Annotated in this window: 27 protein-coding genes and 1 riboswitch; of the genes, 10 read left to right on the top strand and 17 right to left on the bottom strand. The window is 72.4% G+C overall.

All coding sequences use genetic code 11. From position 1 onward, the window contains the following. Positions 1-5: 5 nt before the first annotated feature. The 3 genes from KBY47_RS01490 to KBY47_RS01500 form a co-directional block, all read right to left on the bottom strand. On the bottom strand, positions 6-371 hold the full coding sequence (locus KBY47_RS01490) for an Rv2175c family DNA-binding protein (RefSeq protein WP_210918985.1): 366 nt from the start codon (positions 369-371) through the stop codon (positions 6-8). 81 nt (positions 372-452) lie between these two features. Further along, a complete protein-coding gene (locus KBY47_RS01495) occupies positions 453-1682 on the bottom strand; it encodes an NAD(P)/FAD-dependent oxidoreductase (protein ID WP_210918986.1) in 1230 nt (409 codons plus the stop codon). A gap of 32 nt (positions 1683-1714) precedes the next feature. Continuing rightward, positions 1715-2065 carry a hypothetical protein gene (locus tag KBY47_RS01500; RefSeq protein WP_210918987.1) on the bottom strand — a complete coding sequence of 117 codons (351 nt, stop codon included), beginning with the start codon at positions 2063-2065 and terminating at the stop codon, positions 1715-1717. Between the two features lie 54 nt (positions 2066-2119). Next, positions 2120-2231, top strand: a riboswitch (TPP riboswitch). Between KBY47_RS01500 and thiO the strand changes: the two genes are divergently transcribed. From thiO to KBY47_RS01525, 5 genes are all read left to right on the top strand, one after another. Beyond that, the gene (gene thiO / locus KBY47_RS01505; protein WP_210918988.1) at positions 2229-3392 is read left to right on the top strand and encodes a glycine oxidase ThiO; all 1164 of its coding nucleotides are present in this window, start codon (positions 2229-2231) and stop codon (positions 3390-3392) included. It overlaps the preceding riboswitch by 3 nt. Further along, the gene (thiS, locus tag KBY47_RS01510; protein WP_210918989.1) at positions 3389-3589 is read left to right on the top strand and encodes a sulfur carrier protein ThiS; all 201 of its coding nucleotides are present in this window, start codon (positions 3389-3391) and stop codon (positions 3587-3589) included. The genes thiO and thiS overlap by 4 nt, the downstream gene beginning before the upstream one ends. A gap of 2 nt (positions 3590-3591) precedes the next feature. After that, on the top strand, positions 3592-4386 hold the full coding sequence (locus KBY47_RS01515) for a thiazole synthase (protein WP_210918990.1): 795 nt from the start codon (positions 3592-3594) through the stop codon (positions 4384-4386). 201 nt (positions 4387-4587) lie between these two features. Next, positions 4588-6516, top strand: a complete 1929-nt coding sequence (pknB, locus tag KBY47_RS01520) for a Stk1 family PASTA domain-containing Ser/Thr kinase (RefSeq protein ID WP_210918991.1) — start codon at positions 4588-4590, stop codon at positions 6514-6516. An 11-nt stretch (positions 6517-6527) separates the two neighbouring features. Further along, the gene (locus KBY47_RS01525; RefSeq protein WP_308405002.1) at positions 6528-7391 is read left to right on the top strand and encodes a deoxyribonuclease IV; all 864 of its coding nucleotides are present in this window, start codon (positions 6528-6530) and stop codon (positions 7389-7391) included. 14 nt (positions 7392-7405) lie between these two features. On the opposite strand, the gene KBY47_RS01530 is transcribed toward KBY47_RS01525, so the two are convergent. Beyond that, positions 7406-8038 carry a sulfite oxidase-like oxidoreductase gene (locus tag KBY47_RS01530; RefSeq protein ID WP_210918993.1) on the bottom strand — a complete coding sequence of 211 codons (633 nt, stop codon included), beginning with the start codon at positions 8036-8038 and terminating at the stop codon, positions 7406-7408. A 179-nt stretch (positions 8039-8217) separates the two neighbouring features. Between KBY47_RS01530 and bfr the strand changes: the two genes are divergently transcribed. Continuing rightward, a complete protein-coding gene (bfr, locus tag KBY47_RS01535) occupies positions 8218-8736 on the top strand; it encodes a bacterioferritin (protein WP_210918994.1) in 519 nt (172 codons plus the stop codon). A gap of 19 nt (positions 8737-8755) precedes the next feature. Here bfr and KBY47_RS01540 read toward each other — a convergent pair whose 3' ends face one another. Then, positions 8756-9010, bottom strand: coding sequence for a bacterioferritin-associated ferredoxin (locus KBY47_RS01540; RefSeq protein ID WP_210918995.1), 255 nt, complete (start codon positions 9008-9010; stop codon positions 8756-8758). A 173-nt stretch (positions 9011-9183) separates the two neighbouring features. Next, positions 9184-10536, bottom strand: a complete 1353-nt coding sequence (locus KBY47_RS01545) for a class II 3-deoxy-7-phosphoheptulonate synthase (RefSeq protein ID WP_210918996.1) — start codon at positions 10534-10536, stop codon at positions 9184-9186. Positions 10537-10632: 96 nt separating this feature from the next. Here KBY47_RS01545 and KBY47_RS37315 point away from each other — a divergent pair, with 96 nt between their 5' ends. Beyond that, positions 10633-10689, top strand: a complete 57-nt coding sequence (locus KBY47_RS37315) for a trp operon leader peptide (protein WP_210919157.1) — start codon at positions 10633-10635, stop codon at positions 10687-10689. Positions 10690-10791: 102 nt separating this feature from the next. Then, complete coding sequence (locus tag KBY47_RS01555; RefSeq protein ID WP_210918997.1) at positions 10792-12672, top strand: anthranilate synthase family protein; 1881 nt, start codon at positions 10792-10794, stop codon at positions 12670-12672. Here the strand turns inward: KBY47_RS01555 and KBY47_RS01560 are convergent. The 5 genes from KBY47_RS01560 to KBY47_RS01580 form a co-directional block, all read right to left on the bottom strand. Further along, on the bottom strand, positions 12624-13619 hold the full coding sequence (locus KBY47_RS01560) for a 2-hydroxyacid dehydrogenase (protein WP_210918998.1): 996 nt from the start codon (positions 13617-13619) through the stop codon (positions 12624-12626). The genes KBY47_RS01555 and KBY47_RS01560 overlap by 49 nt on opposite strands. 73 nt (positions 13620-13692) lie before the next feature. Next, entirely contained in the window at positions 13693-14727 is a 1035-nt protein-coding gene (locus KBY47_RS01565) for a 6-phosphofructokinase (RefSeq protein WP_210918999.1), read from the bottom strand. A 79-nt stretch (positions 14728-14806) separates the two neighbouring features. Next, entirely contained in the window at positions 14807-15484 is a 678-nt protein-coding gene (locus KBY47_RS01570) for a response regulator transcription factor (RefSeq protein WP_210919000.1), read from the bottom strand. Then, positions 15481-16686 carry a MacS family sensor histidine kinase gene (macS, locus tag KBY47_RS01575; protein WP_210919001.1) on the bottom strand — a complete coding sequence of 402 codons (1206 nt, stop codon included), beginning with the start codon at positions 16684-16686 and terminating at the stop codon, positions 15481-15483. The genes KBY47_RS01570 and macS overlap by 4 nt, the downstream gene beginning before the upstream one ends. 46 nt (positions 16687-16732) lie before the next feature. Further along, positions 16733-17512, bottom strand: coding sequence for a 1-acyl-sn-glycerol-3-phosphate acyltransferase (locus tag KBY47_RS01580; protein WP_210919002.1), 780 nt, complete (start codon positions 17510-17512; stop codon positions 16733-16735). A 169-nt stretch (positions 17513-17681) separates the two neighbouring features. Here KBY47_RS01580 and KBY47_RS01585 point away from each other — a divergent pair, with 169 nt between their 5' ends. Both KBY47_RS01585 and KBY47_RS01590 read left to right on the top strand, forming a co-directional pair. Then, positions 17682-18461 carry a carboxylesterase gene (locus KBY47_RS01585; RefSeq protein ID WP_210919003.1) on the top strand — a complete coding sequence of 260 codons (780 nt, stop codon included), beginning with the start codon at positions 17682-17684 and terminating at the stop codon, positions 18459-18461. Beyond that, positions 18454-19080, top strand: coding sequence for a hypothetical protein (locus KBY47_RS01590; RefSeq protein WP_210919004.1), 627 nt, complete (start codon positions 18454-18456; stop codon positions 19078-19080). The genes KBY47_RS01585 and KBY47_RS01590 overlap by 8 nt, the downstream gene beginning before the upstream one ends. A 7-nt stretch (positions 19081-19087) precedes the next feature. Here the strand turns inward: KBY47_RS01590 and KBY47_RS01595 are convergent, their stop codons facing one another. From KBY47_RS01595 to KBY47_RS01620, 6 genes are all read right to left on the bottom strand, one after another. Further along, positions 19088-19837 (bottom strand): endonuclease/exonuclease/phosphatase family protein, encoded by a 750-nt coding sequence (locus KBY47_RS01595; protein WP_210919005.1) that lies wholly within the window; start codon positions 19835-19837, stop codon positions 19088-19090. Between the two features lie 114 nt (positions 19838-19951). Continuing rightward, on the bottom strand, positions 19952-20905 hold the full coding sequence (locus tag KBY47_RS01600; RefSeq protein ID WP_151783630.1) for an ROK family glucokinase: 954 nt from the start codon (positions 20903-20905) through the stop codon (positions 19952-19954). Between the two features lie 53 nt (positions 20906-20958). Next, entirely contained in the window at positions 20959-21486 is a 528-nt protein-coding gene (locus tag KBY47_RS01605; protein ID WP_210919006.1) for a DUF5304 domain-containing protein, read from the bottom strand. Between the two features lie 58 nt (positions 21487-21544). Continuing rightward, complete coding sequence (locus KBY47_RS01610) at positions 21545-22726, bottom strand: ArsA family ATPase (protein WP_210919007.1); 1182 nt, start codon at positions 22724-22726, stop codon at positions 21545-21547. A 135-nt stretch (positions 22727-22861) separates the two neighbouring features. Next, complete coding sequence (locus KBY47_RS01615; RefSeq protein ID WP_210919008.1) at positions 22862-23302, bottom strand: SRPBCC family protein; 441 nt, start codon at positions 23300-23302, stop codon at positions 22862-22864. An 80-nt stretch (positions 23303-23382) separates the two neighbouring features. Further along, the gene (locus KBY47_RS01620) at positions 23383-24138 is read right to left on the bottom strand and encodes a metallophosphoesterase (RefSeq protein WP_210919158.1); all 756 of its coding nucleotides are present in this window, start codon (positions 24136-24138) and stop codon (positions 23383-23385) included. Positions 24139-24427 lie beyond the last annotated feature (289 nt).

Raw genomic sequence — 24427 nt, forward strand, 5'->3', positions numbered from 1 at the left:
TCGGATCAGACGGCGAGCGCCTGGGCTCGGCGCTTCACCTCCGTACCGCGATTCTCGCTCAGGGCCTGCGCGGGGGTGCCGGGCAGGCTCTCGTCGGGGGTGAAGAGCCACTCCAGCATCTCTTCGTCGGTGAAGCCGTCGTCCCGCAGGAGCGTCAGGGTCCCGGACAGGCCCTTGACGACCCGGTCCCCGTCGATGAAGGCGGCGGGGACGTGCAGCGCGCGGTTCTCGCCACGGCGCACGGCGATCAGCTGGCCCTCCTTCACCAGCTGCCGCACGCGCGTCACCTCGACATCGAGCATTTCCGCGATGTCGGGGAGGGTGAGCCAGGCGGGGACGAGAGCATCGATCTTTGCGTCAATCTCGGTCACGCCAACAAGCGTGCCATCCCCCACTGACAGTCGGAAGCCAGCCCCGCCCACCCGGGCGGACGGCGGGCTGCCGCGGGGCCCTCAGGCGGTCGCGGACTTCAGCGGCCGGGCCGGGTCGGCCAGCAGCCCCGGGTCCATCGTCGCGCCCGCCTCGATCAGCCGCCTGCCCTGGGCCAGGTCCCTGGGGCGGCCCACGGCCAGCAGCGCGACCAGACGGTTCCCGCGCAGCCAGCACACGGCCCAGGCGGGGCCGGACGGGTCGCCGCGCCACACCGTGGAGTCGGCGATGGCGTGGTGGCCCGCGTACTGCACGAAGCGGCCGAACTGCTCGGACCAGAAGTACGGCACCGGGTCGTAGGCGGCGGGCGCCTCTCCCACGATGTTCGCGGCGACCGTGCGCGGCCCCTGGAGGGCGTTGTCCCAGTGGTGGACGAGCAGCCGCTCACCGTACCTCCCCGAGGGGAAGGAGGCGCAGTCGCCGACCGCGTAGACGTCCGGGGCGGAGGTGCGCAGCCGGTCGTCGGCGACCACCTCGCCCCACGCGCCCAGCGTGATGCCGGACCCGGCGAGCCAGCGCGTGGCGGGCCGGGCACCGACCCCGACCACGACCGCGTCCGCGGGCAGCCGGGAGCCGTCGTCGAGGACCACCACACCGGGCTCGATGTGCGCCACGCGCGCGTGGGTGCGCAGGACGGCCCCGCTGTCGGCGTACCAGGCCGCCATGGGGAGGGCCACCTCGGCGGGCAGCGAACCGGTGAGCGGGCGGTCGGCGGCCTCCACCACCGTCACCGCGCAGCCCGCCTCCCGGGCGGCGGTGGCGAACTCGGCGCCGATCCAGCCCGCGCCGACGACCACGATGTCGTGCTGCCGGGCGAGCACCGGCCGCAGCCGTTCGGCGTCGTCCAGGGTGCGCAGCAGATGCACCCCGGGCACGCCCTCGGTGCCCGGCAGCCGGACCGGCTCGGCGCCGGTGGCGACGACCAGGACGTCGTACGGGACGGGCCCGGACTCGGTGTCCAGCTCGTGGTCGGCGGGGCGCACGCCCGCCACCTCGCAGCCCAGCCGCAGCTCGATGCCGAGCGCCTCGAAGTCGACGTCGAAGGCGGAGTCCTCGGCCTTGCCGAGCAGGACGGCCTTGGACAGCGGCGGCCGGTCGTAGGGCTGGTGCGGTTCCGCGCCGATCAGGGTCACCGTGCCGGTGAAGCCCTGTTCGCGCAGGGCGACCGCGGTCTGCACCCCGGCCATGCCCGCGCCCGCGACGACCACGCGCCGTGGCGTGGCTGCTCCCCGTGCCTGCTGCTGCTCGCTCACCTGATCACCATAGACACCTGACGAAAAGTCAGTCAGGGGGCGTGCTCAGTGACCTGTTCCACAACGCTGGTGCCGCTGCCCTCCTGCGACTCCCACTCCCAGGTCTCCTCCAACCGGACCCGCCCGTCGGACAGTTCCACGACCGTCGACACACAGTGCCCCGAGGACGTCGTCCCGTCCGCCTTGAGCTGGACGTACCGGAAGTCCAGCCGGTCACCCGCGCGGGTTCCCACCAGACGGCCGCGCACCACGTCCCCGCCCGCGTACTCCGCCCAGATCTGGCCGTCCTGCTCGTGGTACGTGAAGCGGGTGCGGGTGCCGACCTGGCCTGGGGCCTGGTCGGCGACCGGGGCGAGGACGAGGCCGTCGAGGGATCGGGGCATGCGGGAGGCTCCCTTACAGAGACGTCGCGGCAGCGGCTAGGGTGGTGGCCAACGTAAAGCACTCGCGGGAGCCCGGACGCACCGGGCTGAGAGGGAGGCTGGCGGCCTCCGACCGTACGAACCTGATCCGGGTCATGCCGGCGAAGGGAGGGGCTGGACGCCCATGTCGCGTACGTCAGACGTCCTCGTCGTCGGGGGCGGAATCATCGGCCTGGTCACCGCGTGGCGGGCCGCACAGCGCGGGCTGCGGACCGCGCTGGTGGACCCCGAACCCGGCGGCGGGGCGGCGCAGGTGGCCGCCGGGATGCTGGCCGCCGTCACCGAACTGCACTACGGCGAGCAGACCCTGCTCGGCCTGAACCTGGCCTCCGCCCACCGCTACCCCGACTTCGCGGCCGAACTCACCGACCTCACCGGCCATGACCTCGGCTACCGCCGCAGCGGCACGCTGGCCGTCGCGCTGGACGCCGACGACCGCGCCCACCTGCGCGAACTGCACGCCCTGCAACGGCAGTCGGGGCTGGAGTCCACCTGGCTGTCCGGGCGGGACTGCCGCCGTCTGGAACCGATGCTCGCGCCCGGGGTGCGCGGCGGACTGCGGGTCGACGGCGACCACCAGATCGACCCCCGGCGGCTGGCCGCCGCGCTGTTCACCGCCTGTGAGCGTGCGGGGGTGGTCCTGCACCGGAGCTGGGCCGAGCGGCTCACGGTCGTCCGGGACCGCGCCACGGGTGTGCTCACGCGGGACGGCGACGCGCTGACCGCCGAGCGGGTGGTGCTGGCCGCGGGCAGCCTCAGCGGGCGGCTCGCGGGCGTCCCCGACGCCGTACTGCCGCCCGTGCGGCCGGTGAAGGGGCAGGTGCTGCGGCTGGCCGTGCCCCCACGGTACGCGCCGTTCCTCAGCCGTACCGTCCGCGCGATGGTCCGCGGCAGCCATGTCTACCTGGTGCCGCGTGAGAACGGCGAGCTGGTCGTCGGCGCCACCAGCGAGGATCTGGGCTGGGACACCACGGTCACCGCGGGCGGGGTGTACGAGCTGCTGCGCGACGCACACGAGCTGATGCCGGGGATCACCGAGCTGCCCCTGACGGAGACCCGCGCGGGTCTGCGTCCCGGCTCCCCCGACAACGCGCCCCTGCTCGGCCCGACCGCCCTCGACGGGCTGCTGCTGGCCACCGGGCACTACCGCAACGGGGTGCTGCTCACCCCGGTCACCGGCGACGCCATGGCGCACGTCCTGACCACCGGGGAGCTGCCGGAGGTCGCCCGGCCCTTCACCCCGCAGCGCTTCACGCAAGCCCCCGCACTCATGGAGCAGCCCGCATGAACATCTCCGTCAACGGGGAGTCCCGGAGCGTCGCGCCCGGTACGGCTCTCGACGCCCTCGTCAGAACGCTCACCGCGGCGCCCTCCGGAGTGGCCGCCGCCCTCAACGAGACCGTCGTCCCGCGGGCGCAGTGGCCGTCCACGTCCCTGGCCGAGGGCGACCGCGTCGAAGTCCTCACCGCCGTCCAAGGAGGCTGACCATGGCCGACGATCCCTTCGTCCTCGGCGGTACGTCGTTCACGTCCCGTCTGATCATGGGCACCGGCGGGGCGCCCAGCCTGGAGGTGCTGGAGCGGGCGCTGGTGGCCTCCGGCACCGAGCTGACGACCGTCGCGATGCGGCGCGTGGACCCCTCGGTACGGGGTTCGGTGCTGTCCGTGCTGGACCGGCTCGGCATCCGGGTGCTGCCCAACACCGCGGGCTGCTTCACCGCCGGTGAGGCCGTGCTGACGGCGCGGCTGGCGCGGGAGGCGCTCGGTACGGACCTGGTCAAGCTGGAGGTCATCGCCGACGAGCGGACGCTGCTGCCGGACCCGGTCGAGTTGCTGGACGCGGCGGAGACGCTGGTCGACGACGGGTTCACGGTGCTGCCGTACACCAACGACGACCCGGTGCTGGCGCGGAAGCTGGAGGACGCCGGGTGTGCCGCGATCATGCCGCTGGGGTCGCCGATCGGGTCGGGGCTCGGCATCCGCAACCCGCACAACTTCGAGCTGATCGTGGAGCGGGCGGGGGTGCCGGTGATCCTGGACGCGGGGGCGGGTACGGCGTCGGACGCGGCGCTCGCGATGGAGCTGGGGTGTGCGGGGGTGATGCTGGCGTCCGCCGTGACGCGGGCGCAGGAGCCCGTTCTCATGGCTGACGCGATGCGGCATGGCGTGGAGGCGGGGCGGCTCGCGTACCGCGCGGGGCGGATTCCGCGGCGGCGGTTCGCCTCGGCGTCGTCTCCCGCGGAGGGCTTGGCGGTGCTTGATCCTGAGCGGCCCGCCTTCTGAACCGGCGTTGCCGTTGCCCCTTTCTCTCCCACTCGCGCACCACCCGTTTCCAGTCGGCTGACAGGCTCGGGTTTCCCGTGGGTGGCCGAGCGCCGTCGGCGGCTCTGCGTTCGTGGATTGCGTCACAGGTGGGCTTCAGGTCTGGTGCGATCTTGGAGTAACCGGCCGGGTGTGTCGGTCGCTGCTCGTACACTCACCTGCGTGGACACGACCCTTCAGGACCCTCTCGTCGGGCAGGTGCTCGACGGCCGTTATCGCATCGACGCGAGGATCGCCGTCGGTGGGATGGCCACGGTCTACCGGGCCGTGGACACCCGGCTCGACCGGATTCTCGCGGTCAAGGTGATGCATCCCGGCCTCGCGGCGGACGGGACGTTCGTCGAGCGGTTCATCCGTGAGGCCAAGTCGGTGGCGCGGCTCGCGCACCCCAATGTCGTCCAGGTGTTCGACCAGGGGACCGACGGGGCGTATGTCTACCTGGCCATGGAGTACATCGCGGGCTGCACCCTGCGCGATGTGCTCCGCGAGCGCGGGGCGCTCCAGCCGCGTGCCGCGCTGGACATCCTGGAGCCGGTGCTCGCCGCGCTGGGCGCCGCGCACCGCGCGGGGTTCGTGCACCGGGACATGAAGCCGGAGAACGTGCTCATCGGGGACGACGGCCGGGTCAAGGTCGCCGACTTCGGACTCGTACGGTCCGTGGACACGGTCACCAGCACCACCGGCGCCGTGCTGGGCACCGTCTCCTATCTCGCGCCCGAGCAGATCGAGGAGGGCGGCCGGGCCGACGCGCGCGTCGACGTGTACGCGTGCGGGGTGGTCCTGCACGAGATGCTCACCGGCGGCAAGCCGCACGACGGGGAGTCCCCCGCCGTGGTCCTCTACAAGCACCTCCACGAGGACGTGCCCCCGCCCTCGGCGACCGTGCCGGGTCTCGCGTACGAGCTGGACGAGCTGGTCGCCTCGGCGACCGCGCGCAACCCCGAGGTCCGGCCGCACGACGCCGTGGCGTTGCTCGCGCAGGCCCGTACGGCGCGCGGCGCGCTCAGCGACGAGCAGCTGGACGCGGTGCCGCCGCAGGCGCTCACCGCGGACCACGACAACGCCGAGGACCGTACGAGCGTCCTCCCGCGCTCCCTGACGGTGCCCCGGACGCTGCCCGCCGGCGGGGACGGGCCGTACGGCCCGAACCTCACCAGCCGGCTGGAGGCACCACCGCTGCCGCCGCGCTCCCGGGCCCGGCTGCCCCGGCGCGGGCTGGTCACCATCGTGGCGGCCGTGCTGCTGGCCCTCGGCCTCGGTGTGGGCGTCTGGTACATCAACTCCGGCCAGTTCACCAAGGTCCCGTCGCTGCTGGCGCAGACCGAGCAGGAGGCCCGGGACCGGCTGGCCGACGCCGGTCTCGAGGTCGGCAAGGTCGAGCACGCCTACAGCGACACGGCCCAGCGCGGCACCGTGATCAGCACGGACCCGGCGCCGGGCAGCAGAATCCGGGGCAACGGCTCCGTCGGCCTCACCGTCTCGCGCGGCCCGGAGACCGTGCGGGTGCCCGATGTGGCGGGGTACCGGCTGGACCGGGCGAAGGACGTGATCGAGCAGGAAGGGCTGGAGCCGGGCACGGTCACGCGCGCGTTCAGCGACGACGTCCCCGCCGGCTTCGTCATCAGCACCGACCCGGAGGGCGGCACCGAGCTGCGCTCGGGCTCGGCGATCGCGCTCACGGTCAGCAAGGGCCAGCCCGTCGACGTGCCGGACGTCGTCGGCGACGACCTGGAGGACGCCCGGGAGGAACTCCTCCAGGCGGGCCTGAAGGTGCGGATCGCCGAGGAGCAGGTCCACTCCGACGTCGACGCGGGCCAGGTGGCCCAGCAGTCGCCGGGCGCCGACGCCGAGGCCGCCGAGGGCGACACGGTCACGCTGACGGTCTCCAAGGGCCCCGAGATGATCGAGGTCCCGGACGTGGTCGGCGACAGCGTCGGCGACGCCAAGGACAAGCTCCAGGGCGCCGGATTCGAGGTCAAGGAGGACCGCGGGTTCTTCGGGCTGTTCGGCGGCGACACCGTGGAGAGCCAGTCCGTCGAGGGTGGTGAGACGGCGCCCAAGGGGTCGACGATCACCATCAAGATCGGTTGAGAAGGCCGTACGTGAGCGTCTCGCGCAATCCCGTCGGCGGGCATGTGCCCGTCGCCGGTGGACTGAACACCGTCGGGCTCCGTTACGCCCGTGACCTGGGGGCGGAGACCGTGCAGGTCTTCGTCGCCAATCCGCGCGGGTGGGCCACCCCGAGCGGTGACCCGCGGCAGGACGAGGCGTTCCGCGCGGCCTGCGCGGCGGAGTCCATACCGGCGTACGTGCACGCCCCGTACCTGATCAACTTCGGCTCGCACACCGAGGCGACCGTCGACAGGTCGGTGGAGTCGCTGCGGCACTCGCTGCGGCGCGGGCGGGAGATCGGCGCGCTCGGCGTGGTGGTGCACACCGGGAGCGCGACCGGCGGCCGGGAGCGGTCGGTGGCCCTGCGCCAGGTGCGGGAGCGGCTGCTGCCGCTGCTCGACGAGCTGACCCGTGACGACGACCCGTTCCTGCTGCTGGAGTCCACCGCGGGCCAGGGCTCCTCGCTGTGCTCACGCACCTGGGACTTCGGACCGTACTTCGAGGCGCTGGACGCCCACCCGAAGCTGGGCGTCTGCCTGGACACCTGCCACATCTTCGCGGCGGGCCACGACCTGACCGGCCCGGACGGCATGCACCAGACCCTCGACCTGCTGGTGGACACGGTCGGCGAGGGCCGGTTGAAGCTGATCCACGCCAATGACTCCAAGGACGTGGTCGGCGCCCACAAGGACCGGCACGCGAACATCGGCTCCGGTCACATCGGCGAGGACCCGTTCCGGGCGCTGATGACGCACCCCGCCACCGAGGGCGTTCCGCTGGTCATCGAGACCCCCGGCGGCAAGGAGGGGCACGCGGCGGACGTGGAGCGGCTGAAGAAGCTCCGGGACGGCTGAGGCCCGGTCCGACGTCAGAGTTCCGGGCCCTCCCCCGGCTCCTCCTGGTACGAGTACCGCTGCTCCCGCCAGGGGTCGCCGATGTTGTGGTAGCCGCGCTCCTCCCAGAAGCCCCGCCGGTCGGTGGTCATGTACTCCACCCCGCGGACCCATTTCGGGCCCTTCCAGGCGTACAGGTGGGGGACGATCAGGCGCAGCGGGAAGCCGTGCTCGGCGGTGAGCAGTTCGCCGTCCTTGTGGGTGGCGAAGAGGGTGCGCTCGGCGGTGAAGTCCGTGAGGCGCAGATTGGAGCTGAAGCCGTACTCCGCCCACACCATCACATGGGTGACGTCGGGGGCGGGCGGCGCGATGTCGAGGATGGTGCGGGCGGGGATTCCGCCCCACTCCGCGCCGAGCATGCTGTACTTCGTCACGCAGTGCAGATCGGCCACCACCGTGGTGTACGGCAGGGCCGTGAACTCCTCGTGGTTCCAGCAGTGCTTCGCGCCGTCGGCGGTGGCGCCGAAGACCCTGAACTCCCAGCGCTCGGTCCGGAACTTGGGTACCGGTCCGTAGTGGGTGACCGGCCAGCCGCGCTGGACTCGCTGCCCCGGCGGAAGCTCGTACCGTGCCGCTTCTCCTGTTTCGCTCTCCACCGGACGATCCATGGTGTCCATCCTGACAGAACACGGACGGTGCACAGGACCAGGGTCGGGAGGAATCGGTCAACTGGCGCTAAGCATGCCCTTACTTACTAAGTACGCACTTACTGGACGATCTTCTACGCCGGTGCAATCATGCGGCGGCAACCTCCGATTCCGGCGTCCCCACGTGGAAGGAGCCCCGTATGCAGGGCGACCCCGAGGTCCTCGAACTGCTCAACGAGCAGCTGACCGCCGAGCTGACCGCGATCAACCAGTACTTCCTGCACTCCAAGCTTCAGGACCACAAGGGGTGGACGAAGCTCGCCAAGTACACCCGCGACGAGTCCTTCGACGAGATGCGGCACGCGGAGGTGCTGACCGACCGCATCCTGCTGCTGGACGGCCTGCCCAACTACCAGCGGCTGTTCCACGTCCGCGTCGGGCAGACGGTGACCGAGATGTTCGAGGCGGACCGGCAGATCGAGGTCGAGGCCATCGACCGGCTGCGGCGCGGTGTGGAGGTGATGCGCGCCAAGGGCGACGTGACCTCGGCCAACATCTTCGAGGCGATCCTCGCCGACGAGGAGCACCACATCGACTACCTGGAGACCCAGCTCGACCTGATCGAGAAGCTGGGCGAGTCGCTCTACCTGTCGACGCTCATCGAGCAGAGCCAGCCCGACGCCTCCGGTCCGGGCACGGGCGGCTTCTCCGGCCACTGACCCGGTTCGGGCTCCGGGTTCAGGCCGCCTCGGCGGTCACCCGCACGGCCGCGGGCTTGCTGGTCATGTCCGCGAGCGGGGACCTGCCCTGGTCCGCCAGTTCCCGGCGCGGACAGCTGCCCCGTCCGAGGAGGGCCTGGATACGGCGCACACAGCCGCCGCAGTCGGTGCCCGCCTTGCAGGCCGAGGCTATCTGCCGCGGCGTGCAGGCGCCGTCCTCCGCATGCTGCTTGACCTGCTGCTCCGTGATGCCGAAGCAACTGCACACGAACACGCGGGTTCACCTCCCGACTGGGATCAGGGTCGTGCCGTACCGACCCTTGATCGGTGAGGCTAACCTAACCTTACCCGTCACTCAGGTGCCGCAAAAGTCGAGCGGGGCGCGGATCGCATGTGATCCGCGCCCCAGTCGACGCCCCTGTAACGGGCGAACCGGCACCGTCCCGGTTACTGGTCCCGGTACATCTCGGCGACGAGGAAGGCCAGGTCCAGCGACTGGCTGCGGTTCAGCCGGGGGTCGCAGGCCGTCTCGTAGCGCTGGTGCAGGTCGTCGACGAAGATCTCGTCGCCGCCACCCACGCACTCGGTGACATCGTCACCGGTCAGCTCGACATGGATGCCGCCCGGGTGGGTGCCGAGAGCCTTGTGGACCTCGAAAAAGCCCTTGACCTCGTCGAGCACGTCGTCGAAGCGGCGGGTCTTGTGACCGGAGGCCGCCTCGAAGGTGTTGCCGTGCATCGGGTCGGTCACCCAGGCCACGGTGGCGCCGGACGCGGTGACCTTCTCCACCAGCTCCGGCAGCCGGTCCCGGATCTTGTCCGCGCCCATCCGCACGATGAACGTCAGCCGTCCCGGCTCCCGGTCGGGGTCGAGCCGCTCGATGTACTGGAGCGCCTCCTCGGCCGTGGTGGTCGGGCCGAGCTTGATGCCGATCGGGTTGCGGATGCGCGAGGCGAACTCGATGTGCGCGTGGTCCAGCTGCCGGGTGCGCTCACCGATCCACACCATGTGCGCGGAGACGTCGTAGAGCTGGCCGGTGCGGGAGTCGACGCGGGTGAGCGCGGACTCGTAGTCGAGCAGCAGCGCCTCGTGGGAGCTGTAGAACTCGACCGTCTTGAACTCCTCCGGGTCGGCCCCGCAGGCGTGCATGAAGTTCAGCGCGTTGTCGATCTCCCGCGCGAGCTGCTCGTAGCGCTGCCCGGAGGGGGAGGACTTCACGAAGTCCTGGTTCCAGGCGTGCACCTGGCGCAGGTCGGCGTAGCCGCCCGTGGTGAAGGCGCGCACCAGGTTCAGCGTGGACGCCGACGCGTGGTACATCCGCTTCAGCCGCTCCGGGTCCGGCACGCGGGCCGCCTCGGTGAAGTCGAAGCCGTTGACCGAGTCGCCCCGGTACGACGGCAGGGTCACGCCGTCACGGGTCTCGGTCGACTTCGAGCGCGGCTTGGAGTACTGGCCCGCGATCCGGCCGACCTTCACGACCGGCACGGAGGCGGCGTACGTCAGCACCGCGCCCATCTGGAGGAGGGTCTTGAGCTTGGCCCGGATCTGCTCGGCGCCGACGGCGTCGAACGACTCCGCGCAGTCGCCGCCCTGGAGGAGGAACGCCTCTCCCTTGGCGACGGCCGCCATCCGGGCGCGCAGCTGGTCGCACTCGCCCGCGAAGACGAGCGGCGGATACGACTCGAGGTCCGCGATCACTGCGCGCAGAGCCTCGGTGTCGGGGTACTCGGGCTGCTGCGCCGCGGGCAGGTCTCGCCAGGTGTTGCCAGCGGTGGCGCTGGTCTTAGCGTTCACGGTCACGTCCACCACATTACGGGGTCGTGTCGGCCGCTTTGCCCCATGCCCAGCTGATGAGACACGGCGTACGCCCCGTGGACATGCGGTAGGGTCCGTGTCATGTTCGCGCACTCGATCCAGAACTGGTGGTGGACCGCTCCTTCGGCGGCCCACTGACTGCGCGTACGAGAAACTTCGCGAAGGCCGCCCGAGAGGCGGCCTTCGGCGTTTCCGGGCCGTTCTCTCTCTCACCGAGACACCGAGAAGGAGCACGGCCCCATGAACCTGCTCGCACTTCTGGACGACCCCCGTCCGTTCGCCCTGCTGCGCCGCCGCGCCCCGGGCCACGACCAGGAGACGGTCGAGGTCCTCGTCGGCCCGGCCGTCACCCGCGAACGGCTCGCCGACCTGCCGGGCGAGGGGCTGGCCCTCGTCCCGTTCCGGCAGATCCGGGAGCGCGGTTTCGACGTCCGCGACGACGGGACGCCGCTCAGCGTGCTCGTGCCCGAGGAGAGGTACGAGATCCCGCTCGCCGAGGCCCTGGATGGGCTCCCGTCGCATGACGTGCACGTCGAGGGCGGTGGCTTCGACGTGTCCGACGAGGAGTACGAGGCCGTCGTCGGGCGCGTGCTGCGCGAGGAGATCGGGCGCGGCGAGGGCGCGAACTTCGTCATCCGCCGGACGTACGAGGGGGAGATCCCCGGCTTCGGCAGAGCCGACGCGCTGGCGCTGTTCCGGCGGCTGCTGGTCGGGGAGCGGGGCGCGTACTGGACGTTCGTGGTGCACACCGGGGAGCGGACGCTGGTCGGCGCGAGCCCTGAGGTGCATGTGCGGATGGCGGGCGGCACGGTCGTCATGAACCCGATCAGCGGGACGTACCGCTACCCCGCCGAGGGGCCCACGCCCGAGCACCTGCTCTCCTTCCTCGCCGACGGCAAGGAGATCGAGGAGCTGTCGATGGTGGTCGACGAGGAGCTGAAGATGATGTGCACCGTCGGCGACATGGGCGGGGTCGTCGTCGGGCCGCGGCTGAAGGAGATGGCGCACCTCGCGCACACCGAGTACGAGCTGCGCGGGAAGTCCTCGCTGGACGTGCGGGAGGTGCTGCGGGAGACCATGTTCGCGGCGACCGTCACCGGCTCACCGGTGCAGAACGCCTGCCGGGTCATCGAGCGGCACGAAACCGGTGGCCGGGGCTACTACGCGGGCGCGCTGGCCCTCCTCGGGCGGGACTCCGGCGGGGCCCAGACCCTGGACTCCCCCATCCTCATCCGTACCGCCGACATCTCCCGCGACGGCCGGCTGCGCGTCCCCGTCGGCGCCACCCTGGTGCGCGGCTCGGACCCGGCGGGCGAGGTGGCGGAGACGCACGCCAAGGCGGCCGGGGTGCTGGCGGCCCTGGGGGTAGGTCCGTCCCGGCCGCGCGAGGAGTCCGTACGGCCGCGACTGGCCGACGACCCCCGGGTGCGGGCCGCGCTGGACGGGCGCCGGGGCGCGCTGGCGCCGTTCTGGCTGCGGATGCAGGAGCGCTCGGACGTCCTGGCGGGGCACGCGCTGGTCGTCGACGGCGAGGACACCTTCACGGCGATGCTCGCGCACGTGCTGCGCTCCGGCGGCCTCGACGTGACCGTGCGCCGGTACGACGAGCCGGGGCTCAGGGAGGCGGTGCTCGGGCACGACGGGCTGCTGGTGCTGGGGCCCGGCCCCGGTGACCCCGCCGACACGGCCGATCCGAAGATGCGGTTCCTGCGCGCGCTGACCGCGGAGGTCGTCGGGGGGCACCGGCAGGGGGTGCTCGGTGTCTGTCTCGGCCATGAGCTGATCGCGGCGGAGCTGGGGCTGGACATCGTACGGAAGGAGGTTCCGTACCAGGGGGCGCAAGTGACGGTCGACCTGTTCGGGCGGCCGGAGACGGTCGGCTTCTACAACAGCTTCGTGGCGCGCTGCGACGACGAGTCGGCGGCCGAGCTGGCGGCGCACGGCGTGGAGGTCAGCCGGAGCGCCACGGGCGAGGTGCACGCGCTGCGCGGGCCAGGGTTCGCGGGCGTGCAGTTCCACCCCGAGTCGGTGCTGTCGCTGAACGGCGCCGGGGTGGTGCGGGAGCTGGCCGGTCAGCTGCGCGGCACCAGCACGTTCTCCGAGCGGCGGCCCGCGCGGTAGTCGAGGACGTTGGCCACGGTGGTGTCGATGATCTGGCCGACGGCGTCCACGGTGTAGTACGCCTGGTGGGACGTGACGAGGACGTTGGGGAAGGTGACGAGGCGGGCCAGGGTGTCGTCCTCGATGGCCTGGAGGGACTTGTCGAGGAAGAACAGGCCCGCCTCCGCCTCGTACACGTCCAGGCCGACGCCCGTGAAGCGGCCCGCGCGCAGCTCGATGACGAGGGCGGCGGTGTCGATGAGGCCGCCGCGGCTGGAGTTGACGAGGATCGCGTCGTCCTTCATCGACTTCAGCGCGGCGGCGTCGATGAGGTGCTCGGTCTGGGGCAGCAGGGGGACGTGCAGGGAGACGACGTCGGACTCGGCGAGGAGACGCTCCTTGGGGACGTACTCCATGCCCAGCTCCACACAGGCGGGGTTCTCGGCGATGTCCCAGCCGAGCAGGCGCATGCCGAAGCCGTGGGCGATCCGGGCGAACGCCTCGCCGATCTTGCCGGTGCCGAGGACGCCCGCGGTGCGGCCGTGCAGGTCGCGGCCCATCAGGCCGTCGAGGCGGAAGTCGAAGTCGCGGGTGCGGGTGGAGGCGCGCACGATACGGCGGTTGACGGCCATGGCGAGCGTCCAGGCGAACTCGGCGACGGAGTACGGCGAGTAGTACGACACCCGGGCGACCGTCATGGCGAGCCGCTCGGCGACCCCGAGGTCGATGTTGTTGAAGCCGGTGGAGCGCTGGGCGACCATCTGGGTGCCGCCCTTGGCGAGGGTCTGGAGGACCTGGTGGCCGAGGTCGCAGTTGACGCTGGTGCAGATGATCTCGTGCCCGGCGGCGATGGGGGCGGTGTCCGCGTTGAGGAAGACGTCCAGGCAGCGGACCTCGTGGTGGCCGCGGAAGGCGTTCTCGATCAGGGGCCTCTCGTCGGCCTGCACTCCGAAGGCCAGGATCTCCACAGGGTCTCCCCGGGTCGTGAGCCGTGTTCGTTCCGGCGGGCGCACATGCCCCGCCAGGGCGAATATACGATCTTCAGCCGAAGAAGACCCCGACTTCGTCGTAGAGCCCGGCGTCGACCGTCTTCAGCGGCGCCTTCGCCTCGGCGAGCGGGACCCGGACGATGTCGGTGCCGCGCAGGGCCACCATCCGGCCGAAGGCGCCGTCGCGGACGCAGTCGATGGCGTGCAGCCCGAACCGGGTGGCGAGCCAGCGGTCGGCGGCGGTGGGCGTGCCACCGCGCTGGACATGGCCGAGCACCGTGGTGCGGGCCTCCTTGCCGGTGCGCCGCTCGATCTCCCGGGCCAGCCACTCGCCGATCCCGGACGGCGGCACCGGCCCGGCGGGCTCCGACTCGTCGTCGTCCCCCGGCATCGGGTCGCCGCCCACCGGCGCGGCGCCCTCCGCGACGACCACGATGGGGGCGTACGACGCCCTGAACCGTGAGGTCACCCAGGCGCACACCTGGTCCAGGTCGAAGGGCTGCTCGGGGATGAGGACCACGTTGGCGCCACCGGCGAGGCCCGAGCGGACGGCGATCCAGCCGGTGTGACGGCCCATCACCTCCACCACCAGGACGCGCATATGGGACTCGGCGGTGGTGTGCAGCCGGTCGATGGCCTCGGTGGCGATGGTGACGGCCGTGTCGAAGCCGAAGGTGTAGTCGGTGGACGGCAGGTCGTTCTCGATGGTCTTCGGCACGCCGACGCAGGGCACGCCGTACTCCTCGAAGAGGCGGGCCGCGACCGTCAGGGTGTTCTTGCCGCCGATGGTGATGAGCGCGTCGACCTCGTGCTTGGCGAGGTTCTCGCGGACCCGGCGCACCGCGGCCTCGCCGTGCTGGAAGGGATCGGCGCGCGAGGAGCCGAGGATGGTGCCGCCGCGGGGCAGGGTGCCGCGCACGGCGGGGATGTCGAGCCGCATGACGTCGCCCTCCATGGGGCCGCGCCAGCCGTCCCGGAAACCGGTCAGCTCATAGCCGTACTCCTGCACGCCCTTGCGGACGATGCCCCTGATGACGGCGTTGAGCCCGGGGCAGTCGCCGCCTCCGGTCAGTACTCCGACCCGCATGGGAGGTCCCTTCGCCGAGGTTGCCGTATGCGTGGACCGTGCTGCCGTACGCCTCACGCTACCCGCGACGCCACCCGTGCTACTCCTCGTCGAGGCCGCGTTCTATGGCGTACCTGACGAGTTCGACGCGGTTGTGCAGCTGGAGCTTGCCGAGGGTGTTCTGGACGTGGTTCTGCACGGTGCGGTGGGAGATCACCAGGCGCTCGGCGATCTGCTTGTAGCTCAGCCCCTTGGCGACCAGCCGCAGCACCTCGGTCTCCCGGTCGGTCAGCCGGGGCGCGTCGGGCTCGCCCGCGTCCGGGGCGGGCGCGGGCTCGGCGGCGAGGCGGCGGTACTCGCCGAGGACCAGACCGGCGAGGCCCGGGGTGAACACCGGGTCGCCCACGGCCGTCCTGCGCACCGCGTCCAGCAGTTCGGCGGTGGACGCCGACTTCACCAGGTAGCCGGTCGCGCCGGACTTCACCGCCTCCAGCACGTCCGCGTGCTCCCCGCTCGCGGACAGCACCAGGACGCGCAGGGCCGGGTCGGCGGCGACCAGCTCCTTGCAGACCTGGACGCCCGGCTTGGCGGGCAGGTTCAGGTCGAGGACCAGCACCTGGGGCGCGGCGGCCTTGGCGCGGCGCACCGCCTGCTCGCCGTCGCCCGCGGTGGCCACCACGTCGAAGCCCGCCTCCGCCAGGTCACGGGCGACCGCGTCGCGCCACATCGGGTGGTCGTCGACCACCATCACCCGGATCGGCCCCTGCTGCTCACTCATCGCGTCTCCGCCTTCCCCCGTACGGTGTTGAGGTCCTTCGGCACCTTCAGCTCGACCTCGGTGCCCTGGCCCGGCACCGAGATCAGCTCGGCGGTGCCGCCGATGTCACGCAGCCGCCCCCGGATCGACAGGGCCACCCCCAGCCTGCCCTCGCCCTCGGCCTGGGCGAGCCGCCCCTCGGGGATGCCGGGGCCGTCGTCGCGGACGGTCACGATCACCTCGTCGGGCTCGTCCTCGACGAGGATCCAGGCGCTGGCGTCCTCCCCGGCGTGCCTGCGCACGTTGTCCAGGGCCGCCCCGACGGCCGCGGCCAGCTCGGCGGCGGTGGCCGGCGGCAGTGGCACGGGGGCGCCGGGCTCGGCGAGACTGACCCGGGCACCGGCGTACGGCGCGAGCAGCGGGCGCAGGTCGACGGGGACGTCCGGGTCCTCGGACCGGGGCGGCGGGACCGCGGCCCGCGGGGCGTCCGGGGCGCGCAGGCCGCCGGAGACCAGGGTGCGCAACGCCACCTCCTGCTCGCCCGCGAGCCGCCCCAGCTCGGCCGCCTCGCCGCCGATGACCGCGCCCCGGCGCTGCACCATCGCCAGCACCTGGAGGACACTGTCGTGGATGTCCCGCGCGAGCCGCTCGCGCTCCCGGGTGGCGGCCTCGATCTCCAGGGCGCGGGCGAGGGTGCGCTCGGAGGCGCGGGCGACCTCGACGACGTAGCCGATGGCGATGGAGGCGACCCAGACCAGGATCACGGCGTGCACGGTGTCCCGGGTCGGGGAGCCGCGGTGGAGGAGGTTGGCGGCGGCGACCAGGGTGGAGGCGAAGGCCGCCCAGCGCCAGCCGCCCTTGAGGGCGAACGCCAGCACACTGCCCGCGGTCCATATCGACGGCAGCGTCGCGTTGCCCGCCTCGATGCGCTCGACGGAGTCGGCGAACCGGGTCAGCAGGATGCCGACGAGCGCGATGGTCAGATCGGCGGCCAGGAACCACCGGGTGCAGCTGGCCGCGTTCGCCACCCGGGGCAGGGTCGCCAGGGTCCACACGACGAGGACGGCGAAGTAGACGACCGCGGCCCAGGGCCGGGCGAAGTCGTCGTGCGCGCTGATGAACAGGCCGACCGCGTAGAGCATGGTCAGCACCCGGTAACCGGTCAGCGCCCGCCACAGCGGCTGCTCCACCGACATCTTCATGACCCGCTCACGCTCGGCCACGTCCGCCACCCCCCTGGCCGGACCGCGGTGCGGCCCGAACCGAACGCTACTGCGTCCGGTCGCCCCGCTCGGCCCGCTTCTCCTTCTCCGCCTGTTCCTTCTCGGCCTGCGCCAGCGCGGCCCTCGCCGCCTTGGCGGCCTCCTTCTCGGCCTTCGCCGCCTCCGCGAGCTGCCGCTTGGCCGCCGTCGCGTACATGTCGACGTACTCCTGGCCGGAGAGCCTCATGATCTCGTACATGACCTCGTCGGTCACCGCGCGCAGCACGAAACGGTCGTGCTCCATGCCCTGGTAGCGGCGGAAGTCCAGCGGCCTGCCGATCCGGATGCCGGGCCGCATCAGCTTGGGCATCACCTGACCGGGCGGCTGGATCTTCTCGGTGTCGATCATCGCGACCGGGATCACCGGGGCACCGGTGGCGAGCGCCACGCGCGCGAGGCCGCCCGGCTTGCCGCGGTAGAGGCGGCCGTCGGGCGAGCGGGTGCCCTCCGGGTAGATCCCGAACAGCTCGCCGCGCTCCAGCACCTCGATACCGCTCCTGATCGCCGCCTCACCGGCGCCGCGCGCCCCGGAGCGGTCCACCGGCAGCTGACCGACGCCCTTGAAGAACGCGGCGGTCATCCGGCCCTTGAGACCGGGCGTGGTGAAGTACTCGGCCTTCGCGATGAAGGTGACCTTGCGGTCGAGGACCGCGGGCAGGAAGAACGAGTCCGAGAAGGACAGGTGATTGGAGGCGAGGATCGCGGGGCCCTCGGCGGGAATGTGCTCCAGGCCCTCCACCCAGGGCCGGAAGACAAGCTTCAGCGGACCCCCGATGGATACCTTCATCGCGCCGTACAACAACCGAGTGCCTCCTGTGTCTGTCGGACAGACCTTAACCCGGAGCCGGTGCGAGAGGGCCTGCGGCCCTGGTCGGTGTCAGTGCGGTCGCGTACGGTGAAGCTCACCGTCCCTCACGATGTCCTCACAGTCCCTCTCACTGAACAGGAGACCGATGGTGCCGGTCCTCCCTGGTGCCGAGCCGTACCGCCATGAAGGCGGCGACGTCGGCGTACTGCTCTGCCACGGCTTCACCGGTTCACCCCAGTCGCTGCGCCCCTGGGCGGAGTACCTCGCCGGGCACGGCCTGACCGTCACCCTGCCGCTGCTGCCCGGCCACGGCACCCGCTGGGAGGACATGCAGCTCACGGGCTGGCAGGACTGGTACGCGGAGGTGGACCGCGAGCTGCGCGCCCTCAGCGCGCACTGTGCGCGGGTCTTCGTGTGCGGTCTGTCCATGGGCGGCGCCCTCGCGCTGCGGCTCGCGGCCCGGCACGGGGACGCGATCAGCGGTGTCGTGGTCGTCAACCCGGCGAACAAGGTGCACGGCCTGTCCGCGTACGCCCTCCCGGTGGCCCGGCACCTGGTCCGCACCACCCGGGGCATCGCCAGCGACATCGCCAAGCCGGGCAGCGTCGAGATCGGCTACGACCGGGTCCCGCTGCACGCCGCGCACTCCCTGCGGAACTTCTTCCGCCGGGTCGACGGCGAGCTGCCGCAGGTCACCCAGCCGTTGCTGCTGCTGCACAGCCCGCAGGACCATGTGGTGCCGCCCGCCGACTCGGCACGCATCCTCAGCCGGGTCTCGTCGACGGACGTGCAGGAGATCCTGCTGGAACAGAGCTACCACGTCGCGACGTTGGACCACGACGCGGACCGGATCTTCGAGGAGAGCCTCGCGTTCATCGGCCGGCTCGCGCCCAGTGTCGGCAAGGAAGGGACGGCCACAGGTGGCTGAGCACGACTCGGACCGCGAGGACCGTGAGCCGGAGGAGCGTGGGGTCCCGTTCGACGAGGAGGCCGCGTGGGCCGCGATCGTCGCCGCGTACGGCGACGAGCCGCCGGACCCGCCGGGCGCCAAGCCCTTCAAGTCGGTGGAGGACCTCGCCCTGCTGGAGGCCGAGCCGAACGGCTCCGAGCCGCAGGACCAGAGGGACCAGGAGGCGGGCGACACCAAGACGGACGACGGCGAGGCGGACCGCGGCGCGGCGGCCCCGAGTACGCCGCTGGGCGGTTCGGTGACCTTCGCCCCCGGGGTGGGCGCCGGGTCCGGCCCCCGTGACTACTCCGTGGCCGAGCCGTCCGAGGACGACCTGGGCCCGGACGACGAGGGCCACTTCGTGCCGCCCGAGCCGCCGCCGCTGCCCACCGCCGACGTCACCTCCCGGTTCGCCTGGCTGGCGGTGCTCGGCGGTCCGCTGCTGCTCCTGCTGGCGGTGCTGCTGGGCTGGGAGATGACCTGGTGGCTGACCGTCGTCGGGATCGGCGGCTTCCTCGGCGGCTTCGCGACGCTGGTGACGCGGATGCGCACGGACGAGGACGAGGACGACGATCCCGGGCGGGGAGCGGTCGTCTAGCCGGCGTCTAGACCGCGGCGGGCACTCTGAGGGCGGCCAGGACCGGAAGGTGGTCCGTGGCCGCCCTCAGGTCCCTCCCGGTCACTCCGGGGTGGCCGAGGGGGACCCCGCAGCCGAGTACCTCGACGCCCTTGCCGGCGAAGACCGCGTCGATGCGCCGGCAAGGGTCGGCGGGCGGGAAGGTGTGCTCGGCGCCCCAGGGGGCGGTGGCCCAGCAGTCCTGGAGGCTGTCGGCGAGCCGCCGGAAGGTGGGGCCGTCGGGCCGCTCGTTGAGGTCGCCGCCCGCGACGACGTGCTCGGTGCCCAGCGCGGCGAGCCGGTCGAGCAGCATGCCGCCCTGCTCGTACCGCTCCTCCCGCCGGAGCGAGAGGTGGCAGCTGACGACGCCGAGACGGGCGCCGCCGAAGCGGACGACGGCGGTGGCGAGACCACGCCGGTGTTCACCGGGGGTGAGCGGCAGCAGGACGTCCTCGGTGCGCTCGACGGTGGCGCGCAGGGAGCACAGCAGGGCGGGACCGGCGGCCGTGCCCCCTCCGGAGAGGATCACCAGGCCGGAGGCGGAGGCGAGCCGTGCGAGCTTCTTGCGCCAGCGGAAGAAGCGGGGGGCCTCCTGCAGGAGGACCAGGTCGGGGGCGCAGGCGGTGATCACTCGGGCGAGGGCGGCGGTGTCGTCGCGCATCGAGCGGATGTTGTAGCTGAGGACGCGGAGGACGGCGGAGCCGTCGGGCTCCGTGGAGGGCATGGGGAGCGGCGCCATGGTGATCCAATGTACGCCTACTGGGTCGGGGCGCGAGGTCCAATGGCGACCACCGGTTCGTCGTGGCTGGTCGCGCAGTTCCCCGCGCCCCTGAGGGCAGACATGTGCCGCCGATTACATGATCGGGTCGGGTTCGCGGGCCAGGTCCGCGGCGCCCACCAGGCCCGCCTTGTTGCCGAGCTGGGCGGCGATGACGTCGGCGACCGGGCGCCAGTTGCCGCCGACCAGCCAGCGCTTGTACGACTTGCGGATCGGGTCGAGGACCAGCTCACCCTCGTCGGAGAGGCCGCCGCCGACGATGAAGGCGGACGGGTCGAAGAGGGAGGCGAGGTCGGCGAGTCCGGCGCCCGCCCAGCGGGCCAGCTCGCGGTAGGAGTCGACGGCGACCGGGTCGCCCTGGCGGGCGGCCATCGAGATGTGCTTGCCCTCGATGCCGTCGGGGCTGCCGTCGCCCAGGCCGAGCAGGATCTCGGCGTTCTCCGGGGTGGCGTTGGCGCGCTGCTTGGCGTACCGGACGAGGGCGCGGCCGGAGGCGTACTGCTCCCAGCAGCCCTGCGAACCGCAGCCGCACAGCAGGCCGTCCGGCACCATGCGGATGTGGCCGAACTCGGCGGCGACGCCGAAGTGGCCGCGGCGCAGCTTGTTGCCGATGATGATGCCGCCGCCGAGGCCGGTGCCGAGCGTGATGCAGATGACGTTGCGGTGGCCCTTGCCCGCGCCGAACTTGTACTCGCCCCAGGCGGCGGCGTTGGCGTCGTTCTCGACGACGACCGGGAGGCCCACGCGGGCCTCGACCTTCTCCTTGAGCGGCTCGTTGCGCCAGTCGATGTTGGGCGCGAAGTAGACCTCGGAGCGCTGTCGGTTGACGTATCCGGCGGCACCGATGCCCACGCCGACGATCTCGTGCCCGGCACGCGCGCCCTCCACCGCGGAGGCGATGGCGTCCACGATGCCCTCGGGCGTGCCCGGGGTCGGCACCTTGTGGGTCGAGAGGATGTTGCCTTCCTCATCGACCACGCCGGCCGCGATCTTCGTGCCGCCGATGTCGACGCCGATGGTGAGTCCCATGAATCCCTCAGTTTCGGTCGAGCCCCGCTACGGCCAACCGTACCCGAGGGGAGTCAGTCCAAGTCGATCCGTTGGCTTGGGCCCGGGTCCTCGCCCGGGTCGTCGGGGTCGGTGCCGGGGTCCTGGTCGAGGTCGCCGCCGAGGTCCCTGCGGAAGTCGGTGGCGCCGGAGGTCCAGCGGCTCTCCTGGGCCTGGACCGCGGAGCGGTAGGCGGCGAGGAGTTCATGGCCGGCGGCGGCGAGGTGGTCGAAGAGGTCGGGGTTGCGTTCGATGACCGGTTCGACGGCGGCCTTGGCCTGCTGGACGACCTGCTGCACCACCTGCTGGGCGGCGGGCCCGGCGACCGCGCCGAACAGCGGCGACTGGAGGCCGGACAGCTTGTCCGCGACACTGTCGACGAGCTTGCGCAGTTCGTCGGCGGCGGAGCCGGGCGGCCGACCGTAGGCGGCCCGGCGGCGGGCCTTCTCCGCCTCCAGGTCCTCGGCGCAGGCGGTCGCCCAGGCGTCGGCGTCGGGCGCGCGGCGGGCCTCGTCGACCGCGTCCTCGTGAGCGGCGTCGGACGGGGGGCGCTCTTCGCTCATGGCGGGCTCCTGACTACGGTTCGTCCCTACGACGTTACCCGAACGGGCGCAGGCGCCGTCACCGTCCGGCCGGCCAGAGCCCGGGGTCGGGAGCGAACCGGATGCGCAGCTCGCCGTCGCGCAACCCCGCGCCGGAGACCGTGCACCGGCGCAGTCCGGAGGGCAGCGGAACGATCCGGCGGAACTGCCCGGCCGTCACCACGAGTTCGTCGCCGCGCCGGATCAGGTCGAGGTCCTCGCGTACGGCGCCGGGCAGCGGGATGTGCCAGACGAGCACGCCGTCCTGCGCGATCCGGTCGACGACGGGCCACTCGACGGTGGCGGTCCGCTGCCGGGTGTTGACGGCGGGCACGGCGAGGGCGGCGAGGTCGTCGGTGCCGCGCGGGTCGCGGCCGAGGTGGTCGACGGTGCGGACGTCGTACGACTCCCGCCACTCGTCGACCGCCTTGCGCTGCTGCGCGAGCACCCCGGCCAGCCGGGTGTCCGCCGTCGGCTCCGGGAAGACCCGGTTGGCGACCAGCACGTCGGTGCGCAGTCCGTGCAGGGCGAGGCCGAGGGTGGTGGCGCGTACGGCGTCGAGACCGGCCGGTGAGGGTTCGGCGACGAGCCGTACGACGGTGTCGTGGTCGGCGACGACGGCCTCGGTGGCGGCCAGCTCCAGGTCCCAGCGGGCCGCCGCCTCGTAGAGCGCCTCGGCGGGCATCGGCACGCCCGCGAGCCGTCCCAGCACCGGGCGCAGGGCGCGGGCGGCCTGTCGCTCGGGGGGCAGCAGGCGGCGCAGGTAGCGGCGGAGTTCGCCGGGGAGGGAGAGCAGGGCGAGGGCGCCGGGGCTCGGGGGCAGGTCCACCACGACGAGTTCGTGCGCGTCGTCGGCGAGGGCGGCGTCGCGCAGGGCGCGCAGCAGGGCGAGTTCGGCGGCGCCGGGGAGGGGGGTCAGCTCCTCGGGATCGAGACGGGCGGCGCCGAGGAGGTCGAGGGCGGTGGTCGCGCGGTCCTGGAGGGCGGTGAGGCCGGCGCGGAACCCGGTCGCGGGGTCGGGGCGCCAGACGGTGAGGTTCGGGGCGACGGGGGTGGGCGCGGGGCCCGTGACCGGCGTGCCCAGCGCCGTGCCGAGGGTGTCGGTGGGGTCGGTGCCGAGGAGGAGTGTGCGGGTGCCCTCGCGGGCGGCGGCGAGGGCGGTGGCGGCGGCGATGGTGGTGCGGCCTGCTCCGCCTGGGCCGGTGATCAGGAGGGTGCGCATGGGGGTGAACCGTAGCCCAGGGGTCGGTGGGGGGTGGGTCGCGCGGTCCGGCGCTTGCGGGGTGCCTCCCCCAAGCTCTTCGAGCAGGGGGTACCGCCAGCGCCCACCCTGCCCGCGGCTCTGGGACCGTGCGGGCTACTTGCCCGACTCCACCCTCTTCTTCAGGCCCGCCAGCGCGCGGTCGATGATGACCTTCTCCGCCTTGCGCTTGATCATGCCGAGCATGGGGATCTTGACGTCGACGGTCAGCTGGTAGGTGACCTCCGTCGAGGTCGCGCCGAGGGGCTTCAGCAGGTAGGAGCCGTCCAGGGAGCGCAGCATCTGGGACTTGACCAGGGTCCAGGACACCTCGTTCGCCCCGCTCCAGGTGTACGCCAGCGTCTGGTCGTCCTTGATCGCCCCCGCGTCCATGACGAGCCGCACCTGCTCGGCCCGTCCGTCCGCGTCGGTGGCGAGGACCTCCGCCTCCTTCACCTCTCCCGTCCAGTCCGGGTACCGGGCGAAGTCGGCGATCACGCCCATGACCTCGGCCGCGGGGGCCTCGATCGTGATGCTAGAGCTGGTGTGTTCCGCCATCGCCGTGGCTCCTCCAGTTACGGTCCGGTGCGGGAGGGTGCCAGGCTACCGCGCGGCACGGAGACCGACGGCACCCCCGCTCACCACTCCAGCGCCCAGGGCCGCCCCGTCCCGGCGAAGTGCCCCACGTTCACGCACTCGGTCGCCCCGATCCGCATCCGCCGTACCAGTGGCTGGTGGACGTGGCCGAAGAGCGCGTACCGGGGCCGGGTGCGGTGGATGGCGTCGAGCAGCGCCCGGCTCCCCCGCTCGAAGCGGCGCGCGACGGTGTCGTAGACCAGCTCCGGCACCTCCGGCGGTATGTGGGTGCAGAGCACGTCGACCTCGCCGACGGCCTCGATCTTCGCGGCGTACTCCTCGTCGCTGATCTCGTAGGGCGTGCGCATCGGTGTGCGCAGGCCGCCGCCGACGAAGCCGAAGACGCGGCCGCCGATCTCGACGCGTTCCCCGTCGAGGACGGTGGTGCCGGGTCCGGCGTACTCACGCCACAGTGTCGGCATGTCGACATTGCCGTAGGTGGCGTACGTAGGAGTGGGGAACGCCGCGAAGAGTTCGGCGTACTGCTTGCGCACCGCCCGCTCGATCACCGCCGCCCGGTCGCCGTCGACCCCCGCCCACAGGCGGGCGCCGAACTCACGGGCCTCCTCGAAGCGGCGGGCGGTGCGCAGCGCCACGATGCGGTGGGCGTTCTCGACCCCGAACAGGTCGGGGAAGATGCCGCGGGAGTGGTCGGCGTAATCGAGGAAGAGCACCAGGTCACCCAGGCAGACCAGGGCGTCGGCGCCCTCTCCGGCGCGGGCCAGGTCGCGGGCGTTGCCGTGTACGTCGCTGACCACGTGGATCCGCGTGCCGCGGTCACCGGCTGGTGTGAGTGCCATGACGATCAAGCGTAAGCGTGTGCGGCACACGTGAACAATGGCGGCCGGACCTGCGAGGACTCGCCAGCCGGGAAACCGGTGGACTACTGTGCGCCCAGGAACACCAGCCTGTGTGACGCAGCGAACATCTCGCCGGGCCCCCTGTCGAAGAGGCCATACCGGCGGGTAACGTCCGGGCAGTCCAGTCGTGCTCTGGATTTCAACTTCCGAAGCCCCGAGCACCCGCCCGAGCCTTGGACCGCACCGT

It is taken from the genome of Streptomyces sp. B93 (assembly GCF_018070565.1).
Classification (GTDB): Bacteria; Actinomycetota; Actinomycetes; order Streptomycetales; family Streptomycetaceae; genus Streptomyces.

What these genes read in the sequence shown, in the direction of transcription:
- KBY47_RS01595 (WP_210919005.1), bottom strand. Translation starts at nt 19,837, where the DNA reads ATGGCGCCGCTCCCCATGCCCTCCACGGAGCCCGACGGCTCCGCCGTC.
- KBY47_RS01580 (WP_210919002.1), bottom strand. Translation starts at nt 17,512, where the DNA reads ATGAAGGTATCCATCGGGGGTCCGCTGAAGCTTGTCTTCCGGCCCTGG.
- KBY47_RS01530 (WP_210918993.1), bottom strand. Translation starts at nt 8,038, where the DNA reads ATGGATCGTCCGGTGGAGAGCGAAACAGGAGAAGCGGCACGGTACGAG.
- KBY47_RS01610 (WP_210919007.1), bottom strand. Translation starts at nt 22,726, where the DNA reads ATGCGCACCCTCCTGATCACCGGCCCAGGCGGAGCAGGCCGCACCACC.
- thiO (WP_210918988.1), top strand. Translation starts at nt 2,229, where the DNA reads ATGTCGCGTACGTCAGACGTCCTCGTCGTCGGGGGCGGAATCATCGGC.
- KBY47_RS01570 (WP_210919000.1), bottom strand. Translation starts at nt 15,484, where the DNA reads ATGAGTGAGCAGCAGGGGCCGATCCGGGTGATGGTGGTCGACGACCAC.
- KBY47_RS01515 (WP_210918990.1), top strand. Translation starts at nt 3,592, where the DNA reads ATGGCCGACGATCCCTTCGTCCTCGGCGGTACGTCGTTCACGTCCCGT.
- KBY47_RS01565 (WP_210918999.1), bottom strand. Translation starts at nt 14,727, where the DNA reads ATGCGGGTCGGAGTACTGACCGGAGGCGGCGACTGCCCCGGGCTCAAC.
- thiS (WP_210918989.1), top strand. Translation starts at nt 3,389, where the DNA reads ATGAACATCTCCGTCAACGGGGAGTCCCGGAGCGTCGCGCCCGGTACG.
- KBY47_RS01600 (WP_151783630.1), bottom strand. Translation starts at nt 20,905, where the DNA reads ATGGGACTCACCATCGGCGTCGACATCGGCGGCACGAAGATCGCGGCC.
- KBY47_RS01555 (WP_210918997.1), top strand. Translation starts at nt 10,792, where the DNA reads ATGAACCTGCTCGCACTTCTGGACGACCCCCGTCCGTTCGCCCTGCTG.
- KBY47_RS01615 (WP_210919008.1), bottom strand. Translation starts at nt 23,302, where the DNA reads ATGGCGGAACACACCAGCTCTAGCATCACGATCGAGGCCCCCGCGGCC.
- KBY47_RS01500 (WP_210918987.1), bottom strand. Translation starts at nt 2,065, where the DNA reads ATGCCCCGATCCCTCGACGGCCTCGTCCTCGCCCCGGTCGCCGACCAG.
- bfr (WP_210918994.1), top strand. Translation starts at nt 8,218, where the DNA reads ATGCAGGGCGACCCCGAGGTCCTCGAACTGCTCAACGAGCAGCTGACC.
- KBY47_RS01605 (WP_210919006.1), bottom strand. Translation starts at nt 21,486, where the DNA reads ATGAGCGAAGAGCGCCCCCCGTCCGACGCCGCTCACGAGGACGCGGTC.